Below are 23,808 nucleotides of genomic sequence, written 5' to 3'. Positions count from 1 at the left end.
AAGGCAGGTTCAGTCGGAGCCCGGCAACACCTCGTCGGCGTCGCGCTGCGCGTCGTCGGCCGCCTCGAGCGCCGCGTCGATCATCCCGGCCGCATGCCACAACCCGATTCGGTCGAGCGCATCCCGCGACATGACGCAGATCTGGCGGTCCAGCACGGCCAGCCGGGCGCCGGCACGATTCCGCTCGGCGAGTTCGTCCGGGTCGGTGGTGTGGCGCAGGCGTTCGGCGATCTCGGCCATGCGCGCACGTTCACGCGTCGGTTCGTAGATGGGGCGTAGTGCGGCCGCGATCTCGGCGTCCGTCGGCTGGGGGATCTCGTCATTCGCCATGCCTTCATGATGGGTTGCCGCCGCGCCGGTCTGGCGGTCCGACACACCATGCTCAAAGCGCGGTCGTAGCACCATGCCGTGGTCCGATCCGCTTCGATATCGGCTACTCCCTGGAGTTGCCCTACCCCGACGACGAGTTCGACCGGGTGCTCTAGGCATTGATGTTGCACCACCTGAACATCGACATGAAGGCAGCGACCGCCGCCGAGTCCTGACGAGTACTACGCCCCGGCGGCCCGCTGCACCGCCCCAGCTGACCGAGCCGAACGTTCTCAGCGCGGCAGCATGGGTGTCGGGCTGGGTTCGGCCACGGTCACCAGCACCACGACATCCGCGTAGGGGGCATCCCGGTGGCCGAGGCGATGGGCGAAGCGCGCCACCGGAATTCGCCACCGGTACTTCGCCGCGATCTCCGACTCCACATGGGGCAGCAGCGATCCCGCGGTCACCAACTGGGCTTGGCCTTGGCACTGGTGCGAGCCGAGCGCAGGGTTGCCGCGCCGGTCGCCGGGCTGGACCAGCACCCGCCCGTCCCGCGCCAATTCCTCGGCTTCGTCCGACCGCGACGACACGCGGAAGGCAAGCTGGATATCGCCGACCGGAATGACCAGCCGCGGCACCGCGGTGAGCTGCCGCGGCCCGGTAACCCGCGTCACCAGAACGGTTTTGGCGTCACGCCAAACACTCGCGGCACTCGTGCCACGACCGTTGCGCGCGGGCAGCCGAGCAGCGGGTCGCGCAACCCGACCGTCTGGGGTGAGATCGACGAGGGTATCTGTCATTGAGTCCGTTCCTTCCCCTGCGGAATGCACCGATCGATCGATGTCGGGATCCCGGCAACACCGGCGGGCCCTCATCCCACGGCACTACCCCCGAACCTCGCTTTCAATCACTACGGCAACTTCGGGTCGGGGCCGATGAACAGGTCGAGCAGTTTCTGAGGTGGGTTGTCGCCGAAGAGGTGTTCGATGAATTCGGCGCCGTTGGTGGGGGTGGTGGTGCGAGTGAACATCGACTGTTCGAATTCGGCGAGGGCGGTTTCGGGGTCGGTGGGGTGTGTGGCGAGGGCGTTGCCGAGTTCGGCGCCGTCGAGCATCGCGTTGTTGGCGCCTTCGCCGTCGGGGGGCATGAGGTGGGCGGCGTCGCCGATGAGGGTTGCGCCTGGATGCCGGTCCCAGCGGTGTCCTATCGGCAGGGTGAAGCTGGGGCGTAGCACGGGTGGGGTGTCGGTTTCGGTGATCAGGGCGGTGAGTTCTGGTGCCCAGTCGTCGAATTCGCGCGCGATGCGGGCGGTGGCCGCGTCGGGGTCGGTGAAATCTATTGTGGCGAACCAGTCTTGCGGCCTGGTCAGGATCACGTAGGTGTGCAGGGTCCCGCCGCGTTCGCGTTGAGCGTTGATCGATCGGTCCGGTGTGGTCGCGATCAACGACCCGGCGCCGACCGCCTTCGCGGCGGCGGGGTGCCAGTCGTCGCTCGCGTAAAGCCAAGTCTCGACGAAGGATTCGCCGGTGTACTCGGGGACGGCATCGGACAGCAGCGGGCGGATGCGCGACCACGCGCCGTCGGCGCCGACCAGTAGACCGGTGCTGATCGTGCTGCCGTTGGCGAACGTCACCTCGTGACAGCCCTCTCCCAAGCTGCGAACACTGCTGACTTTATGACCCCAGCGGACGGTTTCGGGCGGGAGTGAGTCGAGCAGCATCCGGCGCAGCTCGCCGCGCTGTACCTCGGGACGGCCACCCGTGCCGTCATCGGCCTTGTCCCACAAGACAGTTCCCTGCGGGTCAAGGATCCGCGTCGCCTGGTGACCAGCCAGAGCCAGGCTGCGGAACTCGTCCATGAGCCCGGCCGCCTCGATGGCGAGCTGACCGTTGTATTCATGAATGTCGAGCATGCCGCCCTGAGTCCGCGCGGTCGGGGCGGCCTCCGCCTCATAGACGGTGGCCGGGATGCCGTGGACGTGCAGAACCCGGGCCAAGGTGAGGCCGGCGAGTCCCGCACCGATGATCGTGACCGGAGTGGACGTGATGGCTCCTGCTAGTTCTTCCTGATGCACGTCCTCAGGCTCACATCGGGCGCTGTCATGACACGTACACCGCGCTTGCGTGGACCCGGCGGCGCTGGTCATCAGGCGTTTGAAGCGGCCCGCGCAGGCTCTGGGTGTCCGGCGCACGTAGAAGGCGGGCTAGGACCGCGCCCGCCGTCGGTCGCGCCCGGTTCTGCCGTGATCCCCACCGTCAGCCTGTTGCAAGTTCCGTATGCAGTTGCGGCACAAGCATTTCGGCTACGAACGACTCGATACTGGTCGGGGTAGTGGTGCGTGGTGAGCGTGCTTGCAGCGTCGCGGTGTGCCGCGAGTTGATCGCGTGCGCCACCTCGACCATGAGACCGGTGACATTCTCCGACACTCCGGCGCGGCGCTGAGTCGCCGCGAATTCGTCGATCGACTGCTGCACATAGCGCAGTTCCGGCAGATCGGCGATCCTGCCGATGACCTCGGTGACGTCGGCCATGCTCAGGTCGCGTTCACCGTGCAGCTCGAGCACGTCCAAGGCGGGGGTCGGGGTGAGCAGGCTATGCGCGGCGGCGCGGCCGATATCGGCCGTGTTGATGAAAGGCATGGCGATATCGGGATCGAACGGCGCGGCGACGACACCGGCCCGGATGTTCTCGATTTGGCCGAGCAGGTTCTCCATGAAGTAGCCTGCCCGCAGGTGCGTCACCACGGCATCCAGGGTGTCGATCCGCTGCTCGAGGTAGTGCAGTCCAGCAACCGGCCCGGTGCCGGCGGGTTTGTCCGCACCCCAACTACTCAAGGTCACTACTCGCCTGACTCCGGCGGTTGCCAGTGCCGTGGTCATCGCATCGGCGATGGCGCGTTGATGCGCCAGGAAGTCCGGGCTGTCCGGAATATAGTTCGGCTGGACCATCACGTAGACACCCTCGGCACCGGCGAACGCGTCGGCGAGTGCCGCACGGCCGGTCGGCTCGGCCGTGAACGCCTGCGCTCCAACAGCTTCCAGCGATGCCAACCCTGCGCGGTTGCGTCCGATCGCGCGCACCGTGCGGCCCGCCCGAAGTAACTCCTCGACCACCACCCGCCCGGTACGTCCGGTCGCTCCGGTCACCACGAACATCGATCTCCCTCCGCGACGGCAGGTGCCGTCTCTCGATGGCCGACGGTAGGAGCGGTCCGCGCACACCGGGTAGTGCTGACGCACCCACCCCGAACCAGCCCGCGACCGTAATCTGGACACGGTGGCGACGAACCCAGGTGCCCTGGCCGAATTCCTGCGAGCGCGGCGCGCGCTCGTGCGCCCGGAGCAGGTCGGACTCGTCCCCGGCGCGGCCCGGCAGGTCCCAGGCCTACGCCGGGAAGAACTCGCAATGCTGGCCGGCGTCAGCACCGATTATTATGCTCACCTGGAGCAAGGTCGCGAGAAACATCCCTCGACGCAGGTTCTGGACGCGTTGGCCCGAGTACTGCAACTCGACTACGACGCCCACACCTATCTACGTTCCCTGACTGCTCCCAGCGCACCCGCGGGGCGGGTGGATCAGCACCTCGGAGATACCCTCGCCAACCTGCTACAGCAGATCACCACCCCGGCGATGCTCGTCACCCCCTGGCTGGACGTCACCGCCCGCAATCAGCCCGCCGATGCCCTCTACGACGGACTACCGCTACGGGACAACCTGGCCCGAATGGCTTTCCTCGACGACGAGATAACCCACTTCGTCGAAGACCCCGACCAACTCGCCCGATGCACCGTCGCGACGCTGCGGGCCGCCGCCGGACCACAACCGCACCCGCCGCAGCTGATCGAACTCATCGGCGAACTGTCATTGCGCAGCGACAAGTTCCGTCAGCTGTGGGCCCGCCACGATATTCACCGAAAAGGCAGCGCGGTCAAGCACTTTCACCATCGGAGCGCCGGCCGCCTCACACTCCACCAGCATGTGCTGACCCTCCCCGACCATCCCGAGCTGCAACTGTGGATCTACCAAGCCGAACCCGGCTCCGAACGCGCCCTGCGAAAACTCGCGGAACCGGCAACATAACTCCCCGATCAACCCGCACACGACCCGGCAGCTCATGCCGGTGCGCTATCGTCGGTCCTCTGAGGTCTGCGACCAACCGCCTGCCCACCTGAAGCATCAGGGAGGAATTGTGGACATTGCCGAGCTGATTCTCGATGATCACCATGAGCAGCGGCGCCTGTTCGCCATCCTGGAGCAGATCGATCGCGCCGAAACCGAAGTGCTGTCCGCGATCTGGGGCAGGCTGGCGTCCTTCCTCGAGCTGCACGCACTCGCGGAGGAGGAGATCTTCTACCCCGCGCTGCTCCAGGTAGGTATCGCGGCGCGGCGCAAGGACACGGTGGAGGACGAGACCCTCGACGCCATCCACGACCACAACGAGATCCGGGACGCGATCGCCGAGGTGGCGCGCCATCGGGTCGGCACCGACGATTGGTACGCCGCCGTCGCGGCAGCGAATCTGGCCAACAGCGATCACATGGCCGAGGAGGAACGCGAGGGCCTCACCGACTTCCGCCGCCTGGCCGGGCTGCCGCGCCGCCATAAGCTGGCCGTCGAGTTCGCCGCCTTCGAGGCCCGCAACTATGCCGGGGTGCAGCCCGTGGACAAGGATCCCGCCGATTACGTCCGTGAGGTGGAGAACGAGGTCCGCACTCCGGTGCGGGGATCGCTCAGCGTCGGCAGCTTGAAGCGCAACTGACTGCCCTACCCGCGACAGGGACGGGCCTCGATCCCCTAGTCAAGGCGAGGGTGGTGGCGCGGGCGAGCACGTCGTGCGGGAAGCCGAGTTCGATCGCCGGCGCGCTCGATCAGGCTGTATTCGATATCGCATCGTCAGGGTAGGGCTGTGCTCGAAGGAAAGGGACATGGTGAGTAATTCACGGATCGCTTCGATCGCCGGTCTGGCGTGGGTGTCGACCGTGCAGTATTTCGTCATATTGGTCGTGGTCCAATCGCGGTGGACCACGCCATATAGCTGGACGCGCAATGCGATCAGCGATCTGGGGGCGGATACCTGTTTTCAGAGCGAACACGTTGATACCTGGGTCTGTTCGCCGTGGCATGTCTTGGCCAATATTTCCTGGATTCTCAGCGGCCTGTGCCTGGCCGTCGGTGCGCTGCTGGCGGCGCGGATCTACGGGCGGAACCGGCTGGCGCGCGTGGGATTCGCGCTGTATGCCGCGGCCGGCATCGGGCTGGTGATGGTCGGTTTCAATCCCGAAGACACCAGGATCGCCCCGCACACCATCGGCGCGATCGTCGCCATCGCGGGCGGCGCGGTAGCCGTCGTGCTCACTGCGGCGGCAATGATCGCCGACGGCCGGACGCCTGCCCTCGGACGAATCGGAATCGCGTTGGGAGTCATTGCGATTGCCAGTTTCGTCGCGACGATGGCCAAGGTCGGCGGCGCGGAGATGTTCGGGTTGTGGGAGCGTCTCGCGGCATTCCCGGTGCTGATCTGGGCCATCTTGCACGGCATCGCCATGCTCACTCGACCGGTAGCATCGCTGACTCCCGAACCAGAACGATCACTCTCGTAGCACCTCAGCACCCTGCTCTACACCGACGACCGCATCGAATTCCGCACTCACGCAGGAGCTTTCGCCAGTTCCGCTGCTGCAGCATCCAGCACCTTGCCGAAGATGTAGGTCACCCCGGGACGGACCAAGGCACGAGTAATGGCCGCCGCGAACGGAAGTCGCACCTCGGCGGTCGTCGTCCACTCCACTCGCGTCCCGCCGGCCACCTCGGTGAAGGTCAACTTCCCACCCTCGTGACGCGACGGCGGAAAACTCCGCTCGACCAGATAACCGAACTCATGCGGCGGGTCGTACGAGGTGATCCGCTCCCGAAACCACCCCACCACCCAGACCAACTGCCGAACCGCGCCACGCCCGTAGAACGCGCCTTCGCCTGGCGCAACCAACCTTTGACGCAAGACAACCCACGTCGCCCGCGGATAATTGCGCGCATCAGCGAGCCACTCGAAGACCTCCCCGACCGGTGCCGCGATGAATCGTTCGATGGTGATGGTTTCCACGTAAGCCCTCCCCTGCGATCGCCCAATACTACGATCAGTAGTACTTGTGGCGCAATGGGTTCAGGATTCTTCGACGGCCTCCAGGACGAAGAACAGGAAGCTCAGGAACGCTCCCGATGGGGATTTGCCGACCATGTCGGGGAACAGTTCGCGGGCACCCTGGGCCGGGGGTGGTTCGCTGATGACGGTTGTGCGGAAACCGGCTGCCACGAAGGCGTCGGTCATTGCGTGCAGGGGGCGGTGCCAGTAGGTGAGGACAGCCTGCTGACCGTCGAAGGTGTATTCCTCGGAGTGCTTGGTGGTCGCGAAATAGTCGGCGGCCGGATTGATCAACTTGTAGATGAAGGGGTGATTGACGGAGATGATCAGCCGGCCACCGGGTTTCAGCACGCGGCGCAGCTCGGCCAGTGGCGCGGTCCAGTCCTCCAGGTAGTGCAGAACAAGGGATGCGATGGCGTCGTCGAACTCGCCGTCGGGAAATGGCAGCGGGCTGCCGATGGCGGCGACACGCAGGTCCGCGTCGACCCCGAGCCGCTGCCGGGCCAGCTCCACCATCTTGGCGCTGGCATCGAAGCCGGTCACGAGGGCGCCCCGCTCGCGCAGCGTCGCGAAGATCGGACCGGAGCCACAGCCTGCGTCGAGGATCCGCCGGCCAGCCACCTCCCCCGCCAGGTCCACGATCGCCGGCCGCGCGTAATAGCCGTTGATCAGGTTGGTTTCGGTCTCGGCTGTGTACCCCTCGGCGAAGCTGTCGTAGTCGTTTTCCACGGCCGCGGCAGACTTCTCGGGAATGGCAGTCATGGCTGCCATCCTGCCGACCGGCAGAACAGGCCGCCAGCAAGAGCCCGGTCCGTCATTTCCCCGCGAATACCACCCTGCATGATGGGCGCATGCTCCCTACCGACCACCTGGCCCAGGCAGACCGTCGCCCAGCTGTGATCGACACCCCCCTCGGCACGATCGGCTTCTCCGTCACCCTCGGATCCGACGTGCTGGCGACCGAGTCGGATACCTTGTGGCGCTTGCCGAACGGCTCGCATCTGCACCAGTGGCGGCATCGCGACGCGGCGGTCGATCTGCTGATCGGCAGCATCGACGTACCGGCCTGGGACGGCGGCGCGCCGGTCCCGGTGTGGGCCGGCATCTGGCAGGTGCAGTCGCGAGCTAAGCTGCCCCGGCTGGTGATCTCGGCCGAGCTGACCGACATCCCCGGCAATGCCTACGGCGGCCGCGATTCCGGCGAATGCCTCGCCGCGGTGAGCATCGAGAACGAGGACTTCATGGTCTCGATCGGCGGCCCGGATTCCGAACTGCTCTCCCTGCAGGCCGCCGACGGCCGGCTGATGCCGACCAGCTGGGCCCGCCTGCTGCCGACCAGCGACGACGAAGCCGCCGAATACGGTGTGCGCTATGACGATCCGGCCCGAATCGGCTGGCACCTGCCCGGCCTCAACTCCACGCAGGTGGCCCGGCTGTGCATCGCGGCCGCCTGGTGTCCGCACGACAACGAGCGCCCCGCGGCCTGGTACGCGGTCGACATTCCGCTCGACACCGCCTACCACCATCTCATCAGTGATCCGGCCAGGTAAACGGCATCAGCCGGGGCACAGGTGGTAAGGGCGCGGACTCGGACGAGGTTTGGAACGCCCGGATCATCAGCGCGGCGAAACGTCGCGAGGCCGCGGTGCGGGCGGCCGGGGTCGCCGCTTGAATGCCGCTGTTGGCCATGATCGTGAGCAGGAAGTCGTCCAGCACGACGTCGGGACGCAAGCGGCCGGTGGCCTTGGCGCGGCGGATCAGTTCGGCCGCGCCGGTCAGCGACGCCGCGCGAATCGTGGCGAAGTCCATCGCGTGCGGAAAGGTGGACATGAATGCCGCGGTAATACCTTTGTCCTGGGCTTGCAGTTCGCAGAGTCGCTCGACCGCGACGCAGAGGCCGTGCCACGGATCCGGGTCGGCGAGCCCTTCGTTCACGATGGTCTGGCAAGCGCGCATCTGGTCGGTGAACGCCTCGGTGACCAGCAGCTCCTTGGTCGGGAAATGCCGGTAGAGGGTGGCGGGACCGACCTCGGCGCGGCGGGCGATCGCGCGCATCGGCACGTTCAGTCCCTCGGCGACGAATACCGCGCGGGCCGCGTCGAGGATGCGTTCGCGGTTGTCCTGCGCGTCGGCACGCAGAGTGTGAGACAAACGAGGGGTCACCGCTCTCACTTTAGCTAAACGGACGGGGGCGTCCGTTACGGTCCGATGGTCGATCGAACAGAAAACGGAGATATCAGTGAAGGCAGTGCAGGTCCAAACATACGGCGGCCCTGAGGTTCTCACGGTCGTCGACCTTCCCGACCCGAGGCCCGCCGCCGGGCAGGCGCTGATCGCCACGGAGGCGATCGGTGTCGGCGGTGTCGATGTGCTGCGGCGCAGCGGCACACTGGCCGCGTACGGCGAGACCGCCGGTCATATCGCCGGCAGCGAAGTCGCAGGCGTGGTGACCGCGGTCGGCGAGGGCGTCGACGCCGCGTGGGTCGGTCGGCGGGTGTGGGCATTGACCGACGGGACCGGTGGTTACGCCGAACGGGCCGTTGTCGCGGAGACGGCGCTCGTTCCGTTGCCGGACAGCCTGTCGGCCGTCGACGCGGTGACGCTCGGCAGTTCCGGCGTGGTGGCCCACTTCGCGTTGCGCCACGGCCATTTCGCCGGCGGCGAGTCGGTGCTGGTGCGCGGCGCGGCCGGCGGGATCGGCGTCATGGCGGTACAACTCGCGGTCCGGGGTGGCGCCTCGGCGGTCGCGGTGACCACGTCGTCGGCCGAGCGCGGCGCTCGGCTGCGCAAGCTCGGCGCGACGCACGTGCTCGACCGCGCCGGCGCAGGCGACGAGGACGCTCCGGCGGCATACGACATCATCTTCGACATTGTGGCCGGTGCCGACCTGCCCTCGTTCTTCACCAAGCTCGCGCCGAACGGGCGGATGGTCGTGGTCGGCGCGATGGCGGGGTTCCCGGCGCCGGACTTCGCGATGCCGATGATCGCGGCGTTCCGGAAGTCCCTGTCGTTCATCACTTTCAGCGCCGACACCGTGCCCGTCGCCGATCAACGCGCAGGGACCGCTGAATTGTTCGCTGCCGCCGGTCGTGGTGAGTTGGAAGCGGTGGTGCACGAGGTGCTCCCGCTGGAGGAGGCTGCGCTGGCCCACCAAAAGGTCGAAGCAAGCGAGGTTTTCGGCCGGATTGCGCTCACGCCCTCCGCGTGATCCGGTTGCGGACTCACTCGTCGGTGGACTCCCCTGGTCCGATCACAGCGTACCGGGCGGCGATGGTGCGAACAGCCTCGTCGACTACCTGAGCGACGCGTTCGGCGCTGACCTTCCAGCCCGGCACCAGGAGGGCAGGCCAGAAGACGTAGTTGGAGATCATGCCCAGGAACTGGGTGGCCGCAAGCTCCGCGTCCTCGACCCGCACCGTACCCGCGGCGTGCTCGGCCAAGAGGTAGCTGCGTACGGATTCGAAGTAAGGCATCTTCCCGTTCGAGAACTGGGCTTGGGCCAGCTCGGGGAACCGCGGCAGCTCGGCGATGACGATCCGGAAAAGGTCGGTCATCTGGGCACGGCCTAACAGCTCGGCGTAACGGCGACCGATGATGCCGAGCCCGTCGACGACGTTGCCGGCCGGCGGCGGATCGTCGTCGTCGGCGGTCGACCAGGACTCGGTCACGATGGCGTCGAACAGGGCCGCTTTGGTCGGAAACTGCTTGAACAAGGTGGCCCGCGAAACGCCCGAGCGCTCCGCGATCCGCGCCAGCGACGTCCGGTCGTAGCCCAACTCGAGAAACAGTTCGGTCGCGGCCGTCACGATCAGCGCGCGCTTCTCCTGGGCAACGCGCTGGTGATACGTCGTCACGACACTGTTCATGGGCCAAGCATACGAGATGAGTGGCTTGACTCACCATCGCCGCCGACCTACTGTCGGAGCGATGGTGAGTCGACCGGCTCACCACTGGCCGCCGTTCATCACTGATGATCCCGGTCATTCATCCATGTACCGGAGGAACATCTGATGTCCCGTTTCGACAACCAGACCGTGCTCGTGACCGGTGGGGCCGGCGGCCAGGGCTCGAGCCACGTGCGCGCCTTTCACGCGGAGGGAGCGAACGTGGTGATCGGGGGCATCGACGCCGAACGCGGCGCCGCGCTGGCCGACGAGCTCGGGACCCGCGCTCGCTTCGTCCGCCTCGACGTCACCGACGAGAGCTCGTGGTCCGCCGGTGTGCAATTCGCCGAAAGTGCCTTCGGCGCCCTGAACGTGCTCGTCAACAACGCGGGCGTGCAGAACCCGCCTGCCACAATCGAATACACGGACCAGGCAACGTGGTCGCGCATCCTCGACGTCAATCTCACCGGGACATTCCTCGGCATCAAGGTCGCGGCCCCCGCTCTGCGCCGCGCCGGAGGGGGAGCCATCGTCAACATCGCCTCGATCATGGGTCTGGGCGGCACGGCGCACTACGCGCCGTACGTCGCCAGCAAGTGGGCCGTGCGCGGCCTCACCCGAACCGCAGCACTCGAGCTCGGCCGCGACCACATCCGGGTGAACACCATCCACCCCGGCGTGATCGCGACCCCCTTCATCCACGAACCAGCAGCCGGCGCCACCGCGCCAATCTCCGACTTCTACTCACCCGAGCCGTTCGCCATCCCCCGGCTCGGCGAGCCGACCGACGTCACCCGGCTTCTCCTGTTCCTCACGTCCTCGGAGGCGTCGTTCGTCACAGGGTCGGAGTACGTCATCGACGGTGGACTACTCCTCGGGCCCGCCCTTCAGGCCGAGACCGCCTGAGCAGTCGCCGCGGTCAGACGATGTTGGCGGCGATCAGCAGGGTCCAGATCTCGCCTTGATCGATGACCTCGACGCCGAGTTTCTCCGCTTTGGTCAACTTGCTGTCACCGACTCCGGCACCGGTGATCAGCATGTCGGTGTTCGCCGAGACCGAGGAAGCCGCTGTCGCGCCGGCCTTTTCGCACAGGCGCTGGAAGGTCGGGCGGGCGACCTTCTCGCCGGAGCGTGGGTCGCTGATCGCACCGGTGATCACTACGGTCTTGCCGGCCAGGGGCGCACCGGCCGCGACGACCGGCGGCAGGTCTTCGGCGCGCACGTCCAGAGAGACACCCGCCGCGCGCAACCGCTCGAGCTCCGGGCGCAGGCGAGTGAGGTGCGCGATCAGGGAGGCAGCGACCTTCGCGCCGATATCGTCGACCGCGACGAGTCGCTCCTCCCCCGCGTCGGCGACCTCTTCGAGGGAGCCGAATCCGGCGCGGGCCAGGCGGGCGGCGGTTCCGTCCGAAGCCATCGGGATGGCCAACCCGATCAGCGCGCGGCGCAGGCCGACCTGACGGCTCGCATCGATCGACTCGATCATCCGGGCGGCGGAGATCTCGCCGATGCGGTCGAACTCGAGCAGGCGTTCCTTGGTGAGCGTGTAGAAGTCCGAGGGGTTCTCCAGAATGCCCGCCTCGGCAAGGCGTTCGATCCACACGCCACCGATGGCGTCGATATCGGCCGCCGACCGCGACGCCCAGTGGATCAGCCTGCGCACCGTCTGCGCGGGGCAGGAAACGTTGGTGCAGAACAGTTCTCGGCTGTTGCCCTGCTCGGTCACCGGCTGCTCGCACGACGGACAGACGGTGGGCGACACGATCTCGCGCTCCTCGCCCGTGCGTTTGGCGGCATCGAGGACGCCGGCCACGAACGGGATCACGTCGCCGGCGCGGCGCACCAGCACGGTGTCGCCGACCTTGATGTCGCGCGCCTTGATCACCTCTTGGTTGGCCAGCGTCGCCTTGGTGACCGTGGTGCCGCCGACGAACACCGGCTCCAGCCAGGCGACCGGCACGATCTTGCCGGTCTTGCCGACGTCCCAGATCACCTCACGCAGCAGCGTGGTCTTCTCCTCGGCGGCGAACTTGAACGCCAGTGCGCCGCGCGGGGAGTTCGAGCGAGTTCCGGCCGCCGCGTAGGCCTCTCGGTCGGCGAGGCGCAGCACCGCGCCGTCGAGGTCGTAGTCCAAGTCGTTGCGGCCCTGCTCGATCGCGGTGATCGCCGCCTGCGCCTGCGCGGCGTCGGCGCAGTGCCGCATCTGCGCGCCCGCGATCCCGAGCGCCCGCAGGCCCTCTTCCAGATCGTCGGCAGCGTGATCGTCGGCGGCGTCCAAGTCGAATCCGAAGAACTGCAAGCGCCGTTCGGCGACCGTGGCCGGATCCTTCGCCCGCAGCGTGCCCGCCGCGGCGTTGCGCGGGTTGATCAGCGGCTTGTCCGGATGCGCGGTGTTGTAGGCGACGAACGTCGATCGCAGCATCACCGCCTCACCGCGCACCTCCACCCGCCCGGGGACATCGATACGGTCCGGAACGCCGTCGACCAGCGCGCGCACCAGCATGGTCACGTCGTCACCGGTGGTGCCGTCACCGCGGGTCACGGCTCGCACCAGCCGTCCGTCCTCGAAAACCAGAGACAGGGACAGGCCGTCGAGCTTCGGCATCACCACCACCGACTGTCCGGGGAAGCGGTTGAAGAACGCCTCGACCTGCTCCGGCTTGGTCGCCTTCTCCAGCGACAACATCGGCCGCGCATGCCGGATCGGCGCGTGCAGCACCGCGGGCGCACCGACCTGCTCCAGCGGATTCGGATCGGGCGCGAGGTCCGGATGCGCCTCGATCAAACCGCGCAGCTCGTCCTCGATCGCGTCGTAGTCCGCGTCGGCGACCAACGGCGAGCCCTGGTAGTAGGCGTCGCGCAGCGCCACGATGCGCTCCGCGAGCTCTTGGATACGTTCCCCTGTTTCCACAGCACCAGACGCTACCGATACCCACCGACACGTGCGACGAGGATCAGCAGGTCGGTGTGGCGGAGGCGAGTTATGCGGCCAGCGGAAGCTTCTTGACGAGTTTGTCGATGCGGTTTCGCGGTCCGATGATCCCGACCGCGTAGTACTCCATGCGCTCTTGTTCGGCGTTGGCGAGTGCGTCCAGGTATTCGCCGTACACGCGGGTGTGCTGGGCCTGGCTCGGCATGTCGACGACGAATGTGCCGTCACCCGCGGCGGCTCGATCGCGCAGCGCGCGGAGTTCGGCGCTCCCGGCGGCCAAGATGGTGCACCCCGCCCACGGCAGACCGGGATGTACTTGGCCGGCACCGTCTTTCCCGTCGGGTCCGAGCAAACCGGAGACCGCCGCACCGGTCGCCGCCGCGACGCATACCGCCGCGTTGATCGCCCGTCCCGGCGGCAGGTCCGCGTCGACGATCACCACCCACTTCAGGCGGGCCGCGCGAGTCGGTTCATCGATCCTGACCTCCTCCGGTGCGAAACCCACCGCTGTGTTCGCTTGATCCGACATTCGCCACACCTTCCCAACTTCATACGGCTGATTCGATGGAAGGTACGCAATGGTTCAATGAGCTGCAATCATCTCCGTATTTAGTTCGGCTCGAGGAGTGTTTCGGTGGACATGGACGAACTTGATAAGGCGATCCTGCGGGAATTGCAGTCGGATGCACGGCGCACCAATCGCGACATCGCCGCCGCGGTCGGCGTCTCCCCCACCACCGCGCTCGAACGCACCCGCGGCCTGAGCCGGCGCGGAGTGATCCGCGGCGCGCTGCTCGATGTCGACCTCCCCGCCATCGGCCGCCCGGTGCAGGCACTGATCGCCGTCCGGATCAGACCCCCCTCCCGGCGCATGATCGAAGGCTTCCGCCAATGGGTCTGCAGCCTCCCCGACACACTCGGCGTCTTCGTCACCACCGGCACCGAGGACTTCCTGATCCACGTCGCCGTCCCCGACAACGACAGCCTCTACGCCTTCGTCATCGACAAACTCACCGAACGCCCCGAAGTAGCCGACGTCCGCACCTCCGTCGTCTACGAACACGTCCGCAACACCCGAATCACCCCGACCCTCCCCCACAAGAATCCGTAACCGGCTCGACGTTGCAGGCCTCGGCCACAAGACCGACGTTGCCGCACAAGCTCTTCGACGAGTACACGGAGGCCACGTCGATCCGGCGGCAGCGCCTGAAGCACTGCCGCCAGAACCCGAACGGCTCGACCAGGCGCTCCGCACCCGGCGGGAATTCCGTGCCGCTGCCACACCTTCCGCGTGGCTTACGCTGCCCCACCAAGCGAGTACCGGATGATTCAGCCACCCCGATGGGCACGCAACGCAGCGGTGAACCAGGTGAATACTGGTGCTAGATCAGGCATTTCGGGCCAGCCGTTGATCGCCGAAACCAGACGCCAATAGCGTTCCACGCGAGGATCATTCGCGACCTCGAGCCGCTCGAGCATCCAGCGACGCAATCGCGAGTCGTCGGGCTTTCCGAACGTCTCGGCATACCGAGCGCTCAATGCGTCGACAACCACAGCGGCCGCGGCGGATTCGGCTTCGACGCCGTCGGCGATCGCCTGGCCGACTTCGGTCCGAACGGCCTCGGTTAGCCCGTGATGCAAGCCGGTGGTATCACCATCGGCCCGTTCCCGCGCCTGATACTCGGCCATCGCCCGAACCGCCTCGCGGAAGTCGTTGTCCTGCACCAACTCGACGAGTTCCATCCACGCCGTGATCTGCTCGGTCGTCGGATCGTCCGGCAGCTCGGGCATGCTGGTGCGTACCAGCTCCACCATGGCCGGGTTCGCGTCGACGCCGCCGTACGCCGCGTCGGCGAAATCGTTGATCAGCCGGTGCCGTTCGGCCTCCGACATGCGCATCAGGTTGTGCATGAGGTCCATCTCCGTTCGCTGGGAACCCCGTTCGGCTACCGCTCGCAGTACCGCGCGCCGCGTGCGCAGGATCCGGATCTGTACGTCGAGTGCGTCGGCATGCGCCGTGGCGACGGCGGTCACCGACGTCTCGTGCGCCAGCACCCGCGCCACCGTGGGCAGGTCGATGCCGAGTTCGCGCAGTGTGCGTACCAGTTCCAGTCGTGCTGCGGCGTCGGCGTCGTAGAGCCGGTACCCGCCGGGGCTGTACTCGGTCGGCGGCACGATCCCCTTGTCGGAGTAGAACCGAATCGTCTTGACCGTCAACCCGGTCCATTCGGCCAGGGCCCCGATCGTGAAGAGCGTGTCGTCGTCCATTCCCCAACCCTCCTGTCTCCCCTAGAGGGAGACGCAAGCCCGATTGTGCCGAGCGGGCCGGGCATGCACGACGATGGGAACGTGAATGCTCCCGCACCCGGACCCATCTTCGACGTGATCGCCGTGTTGAACGGCGTAGTGGACCTGAGCTCGTATCCAGGCCGCAACCTCGTTTTGAGTTCGCCGCAAACGAGCGGCTACTCGTACCACGCCGACGGCTTCCAGCGGGCGATCTTCGAACCGGTCGTGCACCTGGTCAACGGCATCGAACTGCTCGAATCGCAGGGCTGGCAGCTGGTCACCGTGCTCGAACGGAACATCCAGCACGTCTACTACACCATGGCATTCATGCGCCGGACCTGACTCAGACCAGGCGCATACGCAGCCGACCTGCGATAACGCGCGCTCGAATCCACAAGTCCGCTCAGCCCGCGGGCAGACCGACCTGATCACGCTCGAGCACCTGCCGCAACTGCGAAAGAGTTTGCGCGACAATCGATAACGAAGAAGCAGTGCCGAGCAATTCGGTCAACCGCTCGGTAAAGGTCTCCTCCGCCGCTTCCACGAGCCGCGCACCGTCCTCGGTCAACGCCAGTACCGACGACCGGCGATCCGCGGGGTTCGGTTGCCGCACCACCCATCCCTGCTTCTCCAAGCGGTCGACCCCTTTACTCATCGCCCCGACGCCCGCGGCGAACTCGCTGGCCAGATCCGCCACCCGCGCCGCCGGGTGATCCCGCAGGAAGCGCAGGGATTCGAACTGCGAGGCGACGATCCCGTGCCGTTCGCGCAGGCGATCGCTGAGCGCGTTGTACAGCCGCGTCTCGCATCGGACGAGATCGGCGAACAAGCTCGGCAGATCGACAGATTTATATGCCATGGCATATAGTGTACCGGAAGATACTTCTCAGGAAGGTGGATTATGAGCAGGGAGCAACGCACGAAGATCGACGCACTACTACGGCAGCCGCGTCCCGCCGGTTCCGGAACAGTCGCGGAGATCCGAGCAGGATTCCGCGCGCTGATGGCCCAGATGCACGTGCCGACCGAAATCCGCACTCAGACCACAACATTGGGCAATCGGCCCGCCGTGCTCGTGGAACCGGACAACAACCCACGCGCTGGGACCATCCTCTACTTCCACGGCGGCGGATTCGTCTACGGCTCCCCCGACACCGCGCTGCCACTCACCGCAAACCTGGTGACCCGCACCGGATTCCGCGCCTACTCACTCGACTACCGGCTCGCCCCCGAACACCCGTTCCCGGCCGCCATCGACGACACACTGAACGCCTACCGAGCCCTGCTCGACAACGGCGAACACCCCTCGTCCATCGCGTTCGCCGGCGACTCCGCAGGCGGCGGACTGGCCGTCACCGCCTGCCTCGCCGCCCGCGACGCGGACCTCCCCATGCCCGCCGCGGTCGTCGCCTTCTCCCCCGGCCTCGACCAGACCCGCTCCGGCGAAAGCATGGACACCAAAGCGGATCTCGACCCGCTGTTCACCCGCGAAAGCCTCGACCGCACCGGCGCCATGTACCTGGCCGGCCAAGACCCGAACCAACCCCTGCTCAGCCCCGCGATCCTCGCCGACCTCACCGGCTTCCCCCCGCTGCTCCTGCAAGCAGGCACCAACGAAATGATCCTCGACGACACCACCCGCCTGGCCACCCGCGCCCGCGAGGCCGGCGTAGACGTCATCCTGGACATCACCGCCGACGTCCCCCACATCTTCCAGTCCTTCGCCGGCGTCCTCGACGAGGCCGACGAAGCCCTGGACCGCGCAGCACTCTTCCTCCGCCAGCGCCTCCGCAGTAGTCGTTAGCCCCCGCTGATTCGCCTGCTTCCCATCCGCGAGCGCGGCCAGGACGAGCCAGTCCCGTATATCCCGCAACCCCGATCGCGGTGCGGTCGGCATGTTCAGCCATGTGCACGTGCGCCCATGACGACCTCGACGAAATCATGAGACTCGCCGACCTCATCACCTGAACGGCACGACCATGCTCGGCAGCCCACCTGTATGACGCTGATCTCGCCGGTTATCGTTGACTCGTCACGTGGGCGACGGCGCACGTGTAAACGTCCTGAGGGAGAATGCGGACGTGAGTGACGCGATAGTGCCGGGGTCCGGCGGGAACAGATTCGATGCGGTGGAACGGTTACGTAGGAAGCTGGAAGGTCTCAAGGCTGCCGAGGCCGGTTCCCCCGAGGCGGATCAGGGCGCAGCGAAACTCACCCGGCTGCCGCGCAGCCCGCGGCGCATGACCGAAGAACCCGGCGAGCGTCCCCGCAAAACCTGGCGCACGGAAGGCGACGCCATCCACGAGGCGCCGCCGACCAGGCCCGTGCTGCGCTCGGAACTCCAGCAAGACACCGGGTGGTGGACGGCCGATCCCGACCAGGTGCCGGATCTGGAGCACGACGGAAGCGTCATCGATCTCGGCGCGGTGCGGCGCAAACGAGCCCGCGACGATTCCCCGGCCGCGGGTATTCGGCGCCGAGGCAGGCCGCGCAGAATCGGACCCAGCAACGACTCCGGCGACTCCGATTCGCCACGGCCGGACGGACCCGCTCCGCAATAACACCCTCGCCCAGAACTTCTGCGCGAACGCAATTCTGGTAACTTGGCGCGAGATGCCGGAAACCCGCCAGATATCTGCCGACCTCGAATTCACCTCGACGAAGCGGGGCTGGATGGGTCACGGCACGCATGTCGCCGTGCACCGGCACCGCCAGGGACAGCTGCTCTACCCGTCGACCGGCGTGCTCGCTACCACCACCGAATTCGGCACCTGGGTATCGCCGGCGGATCGCCTCACCTGGACCCCGGCAGGTTTCGCGCACAGCCATCGCGCCCACGGCGAAACCGAGATCCGCATTCTCCACCTGCCCCGTGAATTGTGCGGCAGGCTGCCGGATCGACCGACCGTCTTCGCGGTGACTCCTTTGCTGCGGGAAGCGCTGGTCGCCCTCACCACCGACCGCCCGTTCCAGCCCGGCGCGCGAGAACGGTTGCGCCACATCGTGATCGACGAACTGACCGACATCCCCGAACAGTTCGTATACCTGCCCGAACCACGCGATGACCGGCTACGTACCGTCACCGACCTGCTGCACGCCGACCCGGGCAGCACCGCCACACTGGCCGAGCTGGGACGCACGGCAGGCGCCAGCGAACGCACGCTCAGCCGCCTGTTCCAAGCCGAGCTCGGCATGAGCTTCCAACAGTGGCGAACGCTGCTGCGCATCCAGCACGCGCTGGTGCATCTGCTGGACGGACGGTCGGTCTCCAGCACCGCGCTGGCCTGCGGCTGGTCCAACCCGACCAGCTTCATCGAGGCGTTCACCGCCATCGTCGGCCAGACTCCCGGCCGCTACCAGAGCGATCTACAACGGGCGGCGCGCTAGAACTTGGCGGGTTTCCGGTATCAGGTGACAGGATGCCGGTGGTGAGCAGGCCCGGTGCGCGCATACCGTATTGGTATTCCGCCGCGTCGAATCCCATTGATTCGCAGAAACTTTCGCGCCACGGCCGATTGCGAATAGCGCCATGCTTACATCGAGGAGAACCCCATAATGTCCATAGCGGACGAGAACACCACCGTAGTGATCATCGGAGCGGGAGTCTCCGGGCTGGCACTCGGAAACTTCCTGCTGCGCAGCGGAATCGATTGCGTCATCGTGGAAAAGCGCAGTCGCGAATACGTCGAACAGCGACAACGTGCCGGGGTCGTCGACACTCGCGGAGTACGTATGTTCCGCAAGTGGGGGCTCGAAGACCGCGTGCTCGGCGGCGCGCCATTGCAACTCGTGATGAACTTCCGCATCGACGGCGAGACACGACCGCTCGAATTCGCCGCGGATGACTACAACGACGGGCGTTTCTGCCCGCAGCAGGTCCTTGTGCGCAACCTCATCGACGTCTTCGTCAGCGACGGCGGCGATCTGCGTTTCGATGCCGATGTCTCCGTCGAGAACATCGACGAACATCCACGCGTTCACTATCGTGACAGCGCAGGCACAGACCACGCGATCACCTGCGAGTTCATCGCAGGTTGCGACGGTGACCGCGGCGTCAGCCGGGCGGCCATCCCGCGCGCGGCGCTCACGCGATACGCCCACGAATACGGATACGCGTGGCTGACCATCTTGGCCGAGGTCCCGCCAACGCACCAGTCCATGATGTCGCTGCATGCGCGAGGATTCGCGGGGCAATTCGCGCGCGGCCCACACGCGAGTCGATTCTATTTGCAGTGCCCGCTCGACACTTCCACGGCACAGTGGACCGACGAGAACATCTGGGCCGAGCTCGAAACCCGCTTCGGCGAACCCGTCGCGAACAAGGGCCGGATCGTCGATACGCAACTGGTGCCGCTACGCAGTGTGGTGTACAGCCCGATGAGTTACGGGCGGCTGTATCTGCTCGGCGACGCCGCGCACATCGTCCCGCCGATGAGCGCGAAAGGAATGCACCTTGCCTTGCACGACGCCGAGGTACTCGCCGAAGCGCTGGTCCATTACCAAGCCAACGATCACGATTCGAGCCTGCTCGACGGTTACTCGTCGACGTGCCTCGATCACGTATGGAACTACCAAGCATTCGCCGCCTGGTGGACCGAATTGGTGCACAACGCCGGCGACGTTTCCTATCAGGGCGAGTTCCGGCACCAGATCGCCCGAGCAGACTTCAAGCGCCTGTTCGAATCCGGTTCGGCGAACCGTTTGTTCAGCGAGTTCATCACCGGAATGAACTAGTCCTCAGCGGAGCACGCCGGTAGCGCGGGCGCGACCCGCGCTACCGGCCCGGACCGCATACCTCGCCGACACCCCAGATTTGCTGCCAACGGAAATTCCGTTGGCAGCAAACGCTTACGGCGAGGTAGCTTGCGGACATGGAAACCCGAGTGGGCCAGGTGACGGTGCATTACGTAGCGCACGGGACCGGCCGACCTGTTGTTATTTTGCACGGCGCCGGTGTCGATCACCGCGAGTCCGAGGCTTGCTTCGAGCAGGCCTTCGACGGCACGGAAGGGTTTCGGCGGATCTATCCGGACCTCCCGGGGATGGGCCGGACGCCCGCCCCCGAATCACTGCGCAGCGCCGACGATGTCGTCGACACCCTCCTCGGATTCGCCGACGAGGTCAGCGCCGGCTCCGCACCGTTGCTGATCGGCCACTCCGCAGGCGCGTACTTCGCCCAAGGAATGACCGCGAAACGCCCCGCGCAAGTCGCTGGCCTGGCGCTCATCTGCCCATTGCTGCCGGAATCCCGCGACCTCCCCGAGCACCGCGTAGTCGTCGGATCGGGCGACCTCGGCGACGACGAATTCCGCGGCTACTTCGTCATCCAAACCCCGGAAATGCTCGACCGATACGAACGCTACGTAATCCCCGGCGCCGAACTCTTCGACCACGCGGCCCTAGACCGAATCGGCGAACAATGGTCCCTCACCACCACTGACGAGCCCCCCTTCGCCGGCCCGACCGTAATCGTCGCCGGCCGCCTCGACGCCACCGTCGGCTACGCCGCCGCCACCGACCTGATCAACCACTACCCCCACGCCTCCCTAGCCGTGATCGACGACGCCGGCCACGCCCTCCCCCACGAACAACCAGACGTCCTGCGCGCCCTAATCACCGAATGGCTCACCCGCGTAGAACGCTCCAGCTGATCCCTGACCGCGAGCCGACCACCCGCGGTATTCGACCCCAGGGCGAACCGTCGGTGGCGTACTTCGATGTGGATCGGGAAAACTCGGTAATGCAGGGCGGCCGTGGGAATCAGCGCTGATGGACCTCGAGGGCCGAGCGGACTCCGCTTTCCAGCGCACCCTCGATCCAAGCGGTATTCAGACTGGTGTGATCGCCGGCGAAATGGACCCGGCCCTCGACCGCGCGGGTCGCGAGATGATGGTCGTGCAATTGGCCGGGAGTCGGCATGGCCGCCTCGCCGAGCGCATACCGTGCGCGCACCCAGCTTTGGGTGATGCCGACTCCGGTGAATTCGGTGTCGACCTGCGGGCCGAACAACTCGCGCATGCCGGCCAACGCGAAATGGACCCGCTCGCCCTCGGTGAGCGAATCCCACCGCATCGCATCCTCGGCCAGGGTGTAGGAAGCCAGCACCACACCGCCGTCCGAGCCCTCGACGTGCGAGGGGAAATACATGGACCGGCTCGGCAGATCGACGGTGCAGCGCCCACCGCGAAATCCGTTCTCTCCTTGCTCCCAGAACCGACTTCTGAACTCCAGCAACACTTTTGTCGCCGCATCGTGGTGCATCTCGATGATGGCCCACCGCTTGTCATACGACAGCGGCGGCTCGAAAGCGCAGAACCGGGCCGCGGCGAGCGGGATCGCCACGATCGCGTAGTCGGCCTCGAACGACTCGACTGGATCGATCGGACGTCCGTCTGAGCTTTCGTCGCCGCTCTCCGCGGTCGTCCAGACCCGCACCCCGTGCCCGGCCTGTTCCAGCCGAATCATGCGCTTACCCAACAGGATCGACGGCCCGAGCCGCTGCGCCAGCGCATCGGTGAGCGACGCCATGCCACCCGTCAACTCCCAATAAGTGGCATCGGATGGAATCAAAGTGTGGTCGACAAGCGGGAAGACAACACTGTGCCGCATCCGCGCGGTCATATTCTCGAGCGTGCCGACGGCCTCGATGCGTTCCTTCGTCCACCCCTGGTCGATGAGATATCCACGCAGGGAATGGTTTTCAAACCTGCCCAGCAATCGGGTCCAGCTCTCGACTTGACGTTCGATCGACTGATCGGACAGCGCCGAGGCTTGGCGCAGCACGGTATCCATAACCGCGCCGCTGGATTCCCGCAGATCGCAACCGAAGCCCGCGTGCACCACGCCGGGATCAGCCGCGTATTCCCCACGGGTAACGGTCATTCCGTTGACTTTGAGCAAACTGCGCCCGGCCGAAGGCGGCGCCACATACTGCGTCCGCGGCCCGTTGGACCACTCCTCGCCGGTGAACGACCGGTAGAACACTGACGGAGTAGACGGCGTCACCGTCTCCGCAAGCACATCGGAGTTGTAAAACGGCCTCCGCCGCACACCGAGCTTGTCCGCCAACGCCAACACCATCGGATGCACACTGGACAACCGCATCGCCCCGGCTTCGGCATGCAGAGCGGGGTCGGAAAAGACTCCCCGAAACGTCTTGACCCGCCCACCCGTGCGATTCCCGTTGGCCTCCAACACCGTAACCGCATGCCCCGCCTCGGCAAGCAGATTCGCGGCACTCAACCCGGCCGGACCGGCCCCGACCACAATGACCTTCTTACGCCGATCAGTAGCGGGTAAACCGCTGTCGATGAGAATCTTCAAATAAGCCAACGTCAGGTCGGCACCATTCTCATCGACCCCCAGCAACTCCCGCGCCAGCAACTCACTACGGTCACGGGAACCGCCGATGCTCTCGGTCGACGCCGGCGCACAACCACTCGCGACCGCCCCGGAAGCGACGGCACCGGCAGCCAAAGCGGTGCTCAACAATCGACGCCGAGAAACCCTGTCCGACATTCCCGATCCTCCCGGAACCAACGCCCGCCGCTGCCCGCGGAAGATCCTCCGCACCTCCCGATATTCGGATCCGACAGCAGCCCGGATGGGTCGCCCTACCTCAGAAGACGAAACCACGCAGCGCCACGAACCGAATACCGCCGACCGCCGCCATCATGACGATCACGGCACCCGTCTGCGCCAGTGCACCGAGACCTGGCGCCCAGAATTCGAGACCGGCCAGCGCCGCGGTACTGATCAGCAGGCCGACCAGAGCCAGTCCACCGCCTTCCCACTGCGCGGTGAACCAATCGACCCGCCCAGCCGCCTGGAAAGTGAGCTGCCGGTGCAGTTCGTTCGCGATCACCGTGCTCACGATCGAGCCGGCGATATTGGCGACCATCGTGCCCATCCCGTTCATGACCAGGAACAGCAGCACATAGGCGATATTGCTGGCCCCGCCGACCAGCGCGAAGCGGATCAACTGCGCGAACGCGTGATCCCCGCGCAGGAACCGCCCCACGCGGGCGAGCCACTCCGCGCGCAGCACCGAATCGCCACCGAGGATCAGGTTGTCCGCGTATGCCGTCCGTAGCCCGGAAGCGGCCAATGCTGTGCTGTTCACAGGAGTACTGTCGCCAGCCCGACTGATACCGACCTGACCCCGAGCTGACACGCACCGAACGACTATTGGTCGGCCGATCACCGGGAACTGGTGTCGGCATCGGCCGAGGCGGATTCACGCGGTCGATGCA

Annotated in this window: 27 protein-coding genes; 13 read left to right on the top strand and 14 right to left on the bottom strand. The window is 66.4% G+C overall.

Annotated features, from left to right (window positions below; genetic code table 11):
* Positions 1-9: 9 nt before the first annotated feature.
* From F3087_RS27230 to F3087_RS27215, 4 genes are all read right to left on the bottom strand, one after another.
* Positions 10-330 carry a hypothetical protein gene (locus tag F3087_RS27230; RefSeq protein ID WP_150404912.1) on the bottom strand — a complete coding sequence of 107 codons (321 nt, stop codon included), beginning with the start codon at positions 328-330 and terminating at the stop codon, positions 10-12.
* Positions 331-602: 272 nt separating this feature from the next.
* Positions 603-1,112 (bottom strand): hypothetical protein, encoded by a 510-nt coding sequence (locus F3087_RS27225; protein WP_150404911.1) that lies wholly within the window; start codon positions 1,110-1,112, stop codon positions 603-605.
* A gap of 110 nt (positions 1,113-1,222) precedes the next feature.
* The gene (locus tag F3087_RS27220; protein ID WP_223885373.1) at positions 1,223-2,386 is read right to left on the bottom strand and encodes an FAD-dependent oxidoreductase; all 1,164 of its coding nucleotides are present in this window, start codon (positions 2,384-2,386) and stop codon (positions 1,223-1,225) included.
* Between the two features lie 181 nt (positions 2,387-2,567).
* Entirely contained in the window at positions 2,568-3,467 is a 900-nt protein-coding gene (locus F3087_RS27215; protein WP_150404909.1) for an NmrA family NAD(P)-binding protein, read from the bottom strand.
* A gap of 121 nt (positions 3,468-3,588) precedes the next feature.
* Here F3087_RS27215 and F3087_RS27210 point away from each other — a divergent pair, with 121 nt between their 5' ends.
* From F3087_RS27210 to F3087_RS27200, 3 genes are all read left to right on the top strand, one after another.
* Entirely contained in the window at positions 3,589-4,392 is an 804-nt protein-coding gene (locus tag F3087_RS27210) for a helix-turn-helix domain-containing protein (protein ID WP_150404908.1), read from the top strand.
* Between the two features lie 109 nt (positions 4,393-4,501).
* Positions 4,502-5,071: a hemerythrin domain-containing protein gene (locus F3087_RS27205; RefSeq protein ID WP_150404907.1), complete on the top strand. Its 570-nt coding sequence runs from the start codon at positions 4,502-4,504 to the stop codon at positions 5,069-5,071.
* A 166-nt stretch (positions 5,072-5,237) separates the two neighbouring features.
* Positions 5,238-5,912, top strand: coding sequence for a DUF998 domain-containing protein (locus tag F3087_RS27200; protein ID WP_150404906.1), 675 nt, complete (start codon positions 5,238-5,240; stop codon positions 5,910-5,912).
* A gap of 47 nt (positions 5,913-5,959) precedes the next feature.
* Here F3087_RS27200 and F3087_RS27195 read toward each other — a convergent pair whose 3' ends face one another.
* Together F3087_RS27195 and F3087_RS27190 are read right to left on the bottom strand one after the other, a co-directional pair.
* Positions 5,960-6,412: an SRPBCC family protein gene (locus F3087_RS27195; RefSeq protein WP_150404905.1), complete on the bottom strand. Its 453-nt coding sequence runs from the start codon at positions 6,410-6,412 to the stop codon at positions 5,960-5,962.
* A 60-nt stretch (positions 6,413-6,472) separates the two neighbouring features.
* Complete coding sequence (locus F3087_RS27190) at positions 6,473-7,213, bottom strand: class I SAM-dependent methyltransferase (protein WP_150404904.1); 741 nt, start codon at positions 7,211-7,213, stop codon at positions 6,473-6,475.
* 89 nt (positions 7,214-7,302) lie between these two features.
* Between F3087_RS27190 and F3087_RS27185 the strand changes: the two genes are divergently transcribed.
* Complete coding sequence (locus F3087_RS27185) at positions 7,303-8,001, top strand: hypothetical protein (RefSeq protein ID WP_150404903.1); 699 nt, start codon at positions 7,303-7,305, stop codon at positions 7,999-8,001.
* Here the strand turns inward: F3087_RS27185 and F3087_RS27180 are convergent.
* Positions 7,982-8,614 (bottom strand): TetR/AcrR family transcriptional regulator, encoded by a 633-nt coding sequence (locus tag F3087_RS27180; RefSeq protein ID WP_191094160.1) that lies wholly within the window; start codon positions 8,612-8,614, stop codon positions 7,982-7,984. The two genes, F3087_RS27185 and F3087_RS27180, sit on opposite strands and share 20 nt — an antisense overlap.
* 76 nt (positions 8,615-8,690) lie before the next feature.
* Here F3087_RS27180 and F3087_RS27175 point away from each other — a divergent pair, with 76 nt between their 5' ends.
* Positions 8,691-9,659: a zinc-binding dehydrogenase gene (locus F3087_RS27175; RefSeq protein WP_150404901.1), complete on the top strand. Its 969-nt coding sequence runs from the start codon at positions 8,691-8,693 to the stop codon at positions 9,657-9,659.
* 13 nt (positions 9,660-9,672) lie between these two features.
* On the opposite strand, the gene F3087_RS27170 is transcribed toward F3087_RS27175, so the two are convergent.
* A complete protein-coding gene (locus tag F3087_RS27170; RefSeq protein WP_150404900.1) occupies positions 9,673-10,317 on the bottom strand; it encodes a TetR/AcrR family transcriptional regulator in 645 nt (214 codons plus the stop codon).
* Positions 10,318-10,461: 144 nt separating this feature from the next.
* Here F3087_RS27170 and F3087_RS27165 point away from each other — a divergent pair, with 144 nt between their 5' ends.
* Entirely contained in the window at positions 10,462-11,241 is a 780-nt protein-coding gene (locus F3087_RS27165; protein WP_150404899.1) for a glucose 1-dehydrogenase, read from the top strand.
* A 13-nt stretch (positions 11,242-11,254) separates the two neighbouring features.
* Here F3087_RS27165 and ligA read toward each other — a convergent pair whose 3' ends face one another.
* Positions 11,255-13,246: an NAD-dependent DNA ligase LigA gene (gene ligA / locus F3087_RS27160; protein ID WP_150404898.1), complete on the bottom strand. Its 1,992-nt coding sequence runs from the start codon at positions 13,244-13,246 to the stop codon at positions 11,255-11,257.
* A 70-nt stretch (positions 13,247-13,316) separates the two neighbouring features.
* Positions 13,317-13,796 (bottom strand): DUF2000 domain-containing protein, encoded by a 480-nt coding sequence (locus F3087_RS27155; RefSeq protein ID WP_150404897.1) that lies wholly within the window; start codon positions 13,794-13,796, stop codon positions 13,317-13,319.
* A 111-nt stretch (positions 13,797-13,907) separates the two neighbouring features.
* Between F3087_RS27155 and F3087_RS27150 the strand changes: the two genes are divergently transcribed.
* On the top strand, positions 13,908-14,378 hold the full coding sequence (locus F3087_RS27150) for an Lrp/AsnC family transcriptional regulator (RefSeq protein WP_150404896.1): 471 nt from the start codon (positions 13,908-13,910) through the stop codon (positions 14,376-14,378).
* Positions 14,379-14,596: 218 nt separating this feature from the next.
* Here the strand turns inward: F3087_RS27150 and F3087_RS27145 are convergent, their stop codons facing one another.
* On the bottom strand, positions 14,597-15,535 hold the full coding sequence (locus F3087_RS27145) for a MerR family transcriptional regulator (RefSeq protein ID WP_150404895.1): 939 nt from the start codon (positions 15,533-15,535) through the stop codon (positions 14,597-14,599).
* An 81-nt stretch (positions 15,536-15,616) separates the two neighbouring features.
* On the opposite strand from F3087_RS27145, the gene F3087_RS27140 reads away from it, so the two are divergent.
* Positions 15,617-15,898 carry a hypothetical protein gene (locus F3087_RS27140; protein ID WP_150404894.1) on the top strand — a complete coding sequence of 94 codons (282 nt, stop codon included), beginning with the start codon at positions 15,617-15,619 and terminating at the stop codon, positions 15,896-15,898.
* Between the two features lie 61 nt (positions 15,899-15,959).
* On the opposite strand, the gene F3087_RS27135 is transcribed toward F3087_RS27140, so the two are convergent.
* Entirely contained in the window at positions 15,960-16,415 is a 456-nt protein-coding gene (locus tag F3087_RS27135; protein ID WP_150404893.1) for a MarR family winged helix-turn-helix transcriptional regulator, read from the bottom strand.
* Positions 16,416-16,457: 42 nt separating this feature from the next.
* Here F3087_RS27135 and F3087_RS27130 point away from each other — a divergent pair, with 42 nt between their 5' ends.
* The 5 genes from F3087_RS27130 (at position 16,458) to F3087_RS27110 (ending at position 21,207) form a co-directional block, all read left to right on the top strand.
* Complete coding sequence (locus F3087_RS27130; RefSeq protein ID WP_150404892.1) at positions 16,458-17,360, top strand: alpha/beta hydrolase; 903 nt, start codon at positions 16,458-16,460, stop codon at positions 17,358-17,360.
* A gap of 277 nt (positions 17,361-17,637) precedes the next feature.
* Positions 17,638-18,117: a hypothetical protein gene (locus F3087_RS27125; protein ID WP_150404891.1), complete on the top strand. Its 480-nt coding sequence runs from the start codon at positions 17,638-17,640 to the stop codon at positions 18,115-18,117.
* A 52-nt stretch (positions 18,118-18,169) separates the two neighbouring features.
* Positions 18,170-18,943, top strand: a complete 774-nt coding sequence (locus F3087_RS27120; protein ID WP_150404890.1) for an AraC family transcriptional regulator — start codon at positions 18,170-18,172, stop codon at positions 18,941-18,943.
* Positions 18,944-19,111: 168 nt separating this feature from the next.
* Positions 19,112-20,290, top strand: a complete 1,179-nt coding sequence (locus tag F3087_RS27115; protein ID WP_150404889.1) for a 4-hydroxybenzoate 3-monooxygenase — start codon at positions 19,112-19,114, stop codon at positions 20,288-20,290.
* 137 nt (positions 20,291-20,427) lie between these two features.
* Positions 20,428-21,207, top strand: coding sequence for an alpha/beta fold hydrolase (locus tag F3087_RS27110; protein ID WP_150404888.1), 780 nt, complete (start codon positions 20,428-20,430; stop codon positions 21,205-21,207).
* A gap of 109 nt (positions 21,208-21,316) precedes the next feature.
* Here F3087_RS27110 and F3087_RS27105 read toward each other — a convergent pair whose 3' ends face one another.
* Positions 21,317-22,879 carry a flavin monoamine oxidase family protein gene (locus F3087_RS27105; protein WP_223885372.1) on the bottom strand — a complete coding sequence of 521 codons (1,563 nt, stop codon included), beginning with the start codon at positions 22,877-22,879 and terminating at the stop codon, positions 21,317-21,319.
* Positions 22,880-23,174: 295 nt separating this feature from the next.
* A complete protein-coding gene (locus tag F3087_RS27100) occupies positions 23,175-23,621 on the bottom strand; it encodes a GtrA family protein (protein ID WP_449583803.1) in 447 nt (148 codons plus the stop codon).
* Positions 23,622-23,808 lie beyond the last annotated feature (187 nt).

The sequence above is a fragment of the Nocardia colli genome, assembly GCF_008704205.1.
In the GTDB taxonomy this organism is placed as follows: Bacteria; Actinomycetota; Actinomycetes; order Mycobacteriales; family Mycobacteriaceae; genus Nocardia; species Nocardia colli.
This window is presented reverse-complemented; position numbering and strand designations above follow the sequence as displayed.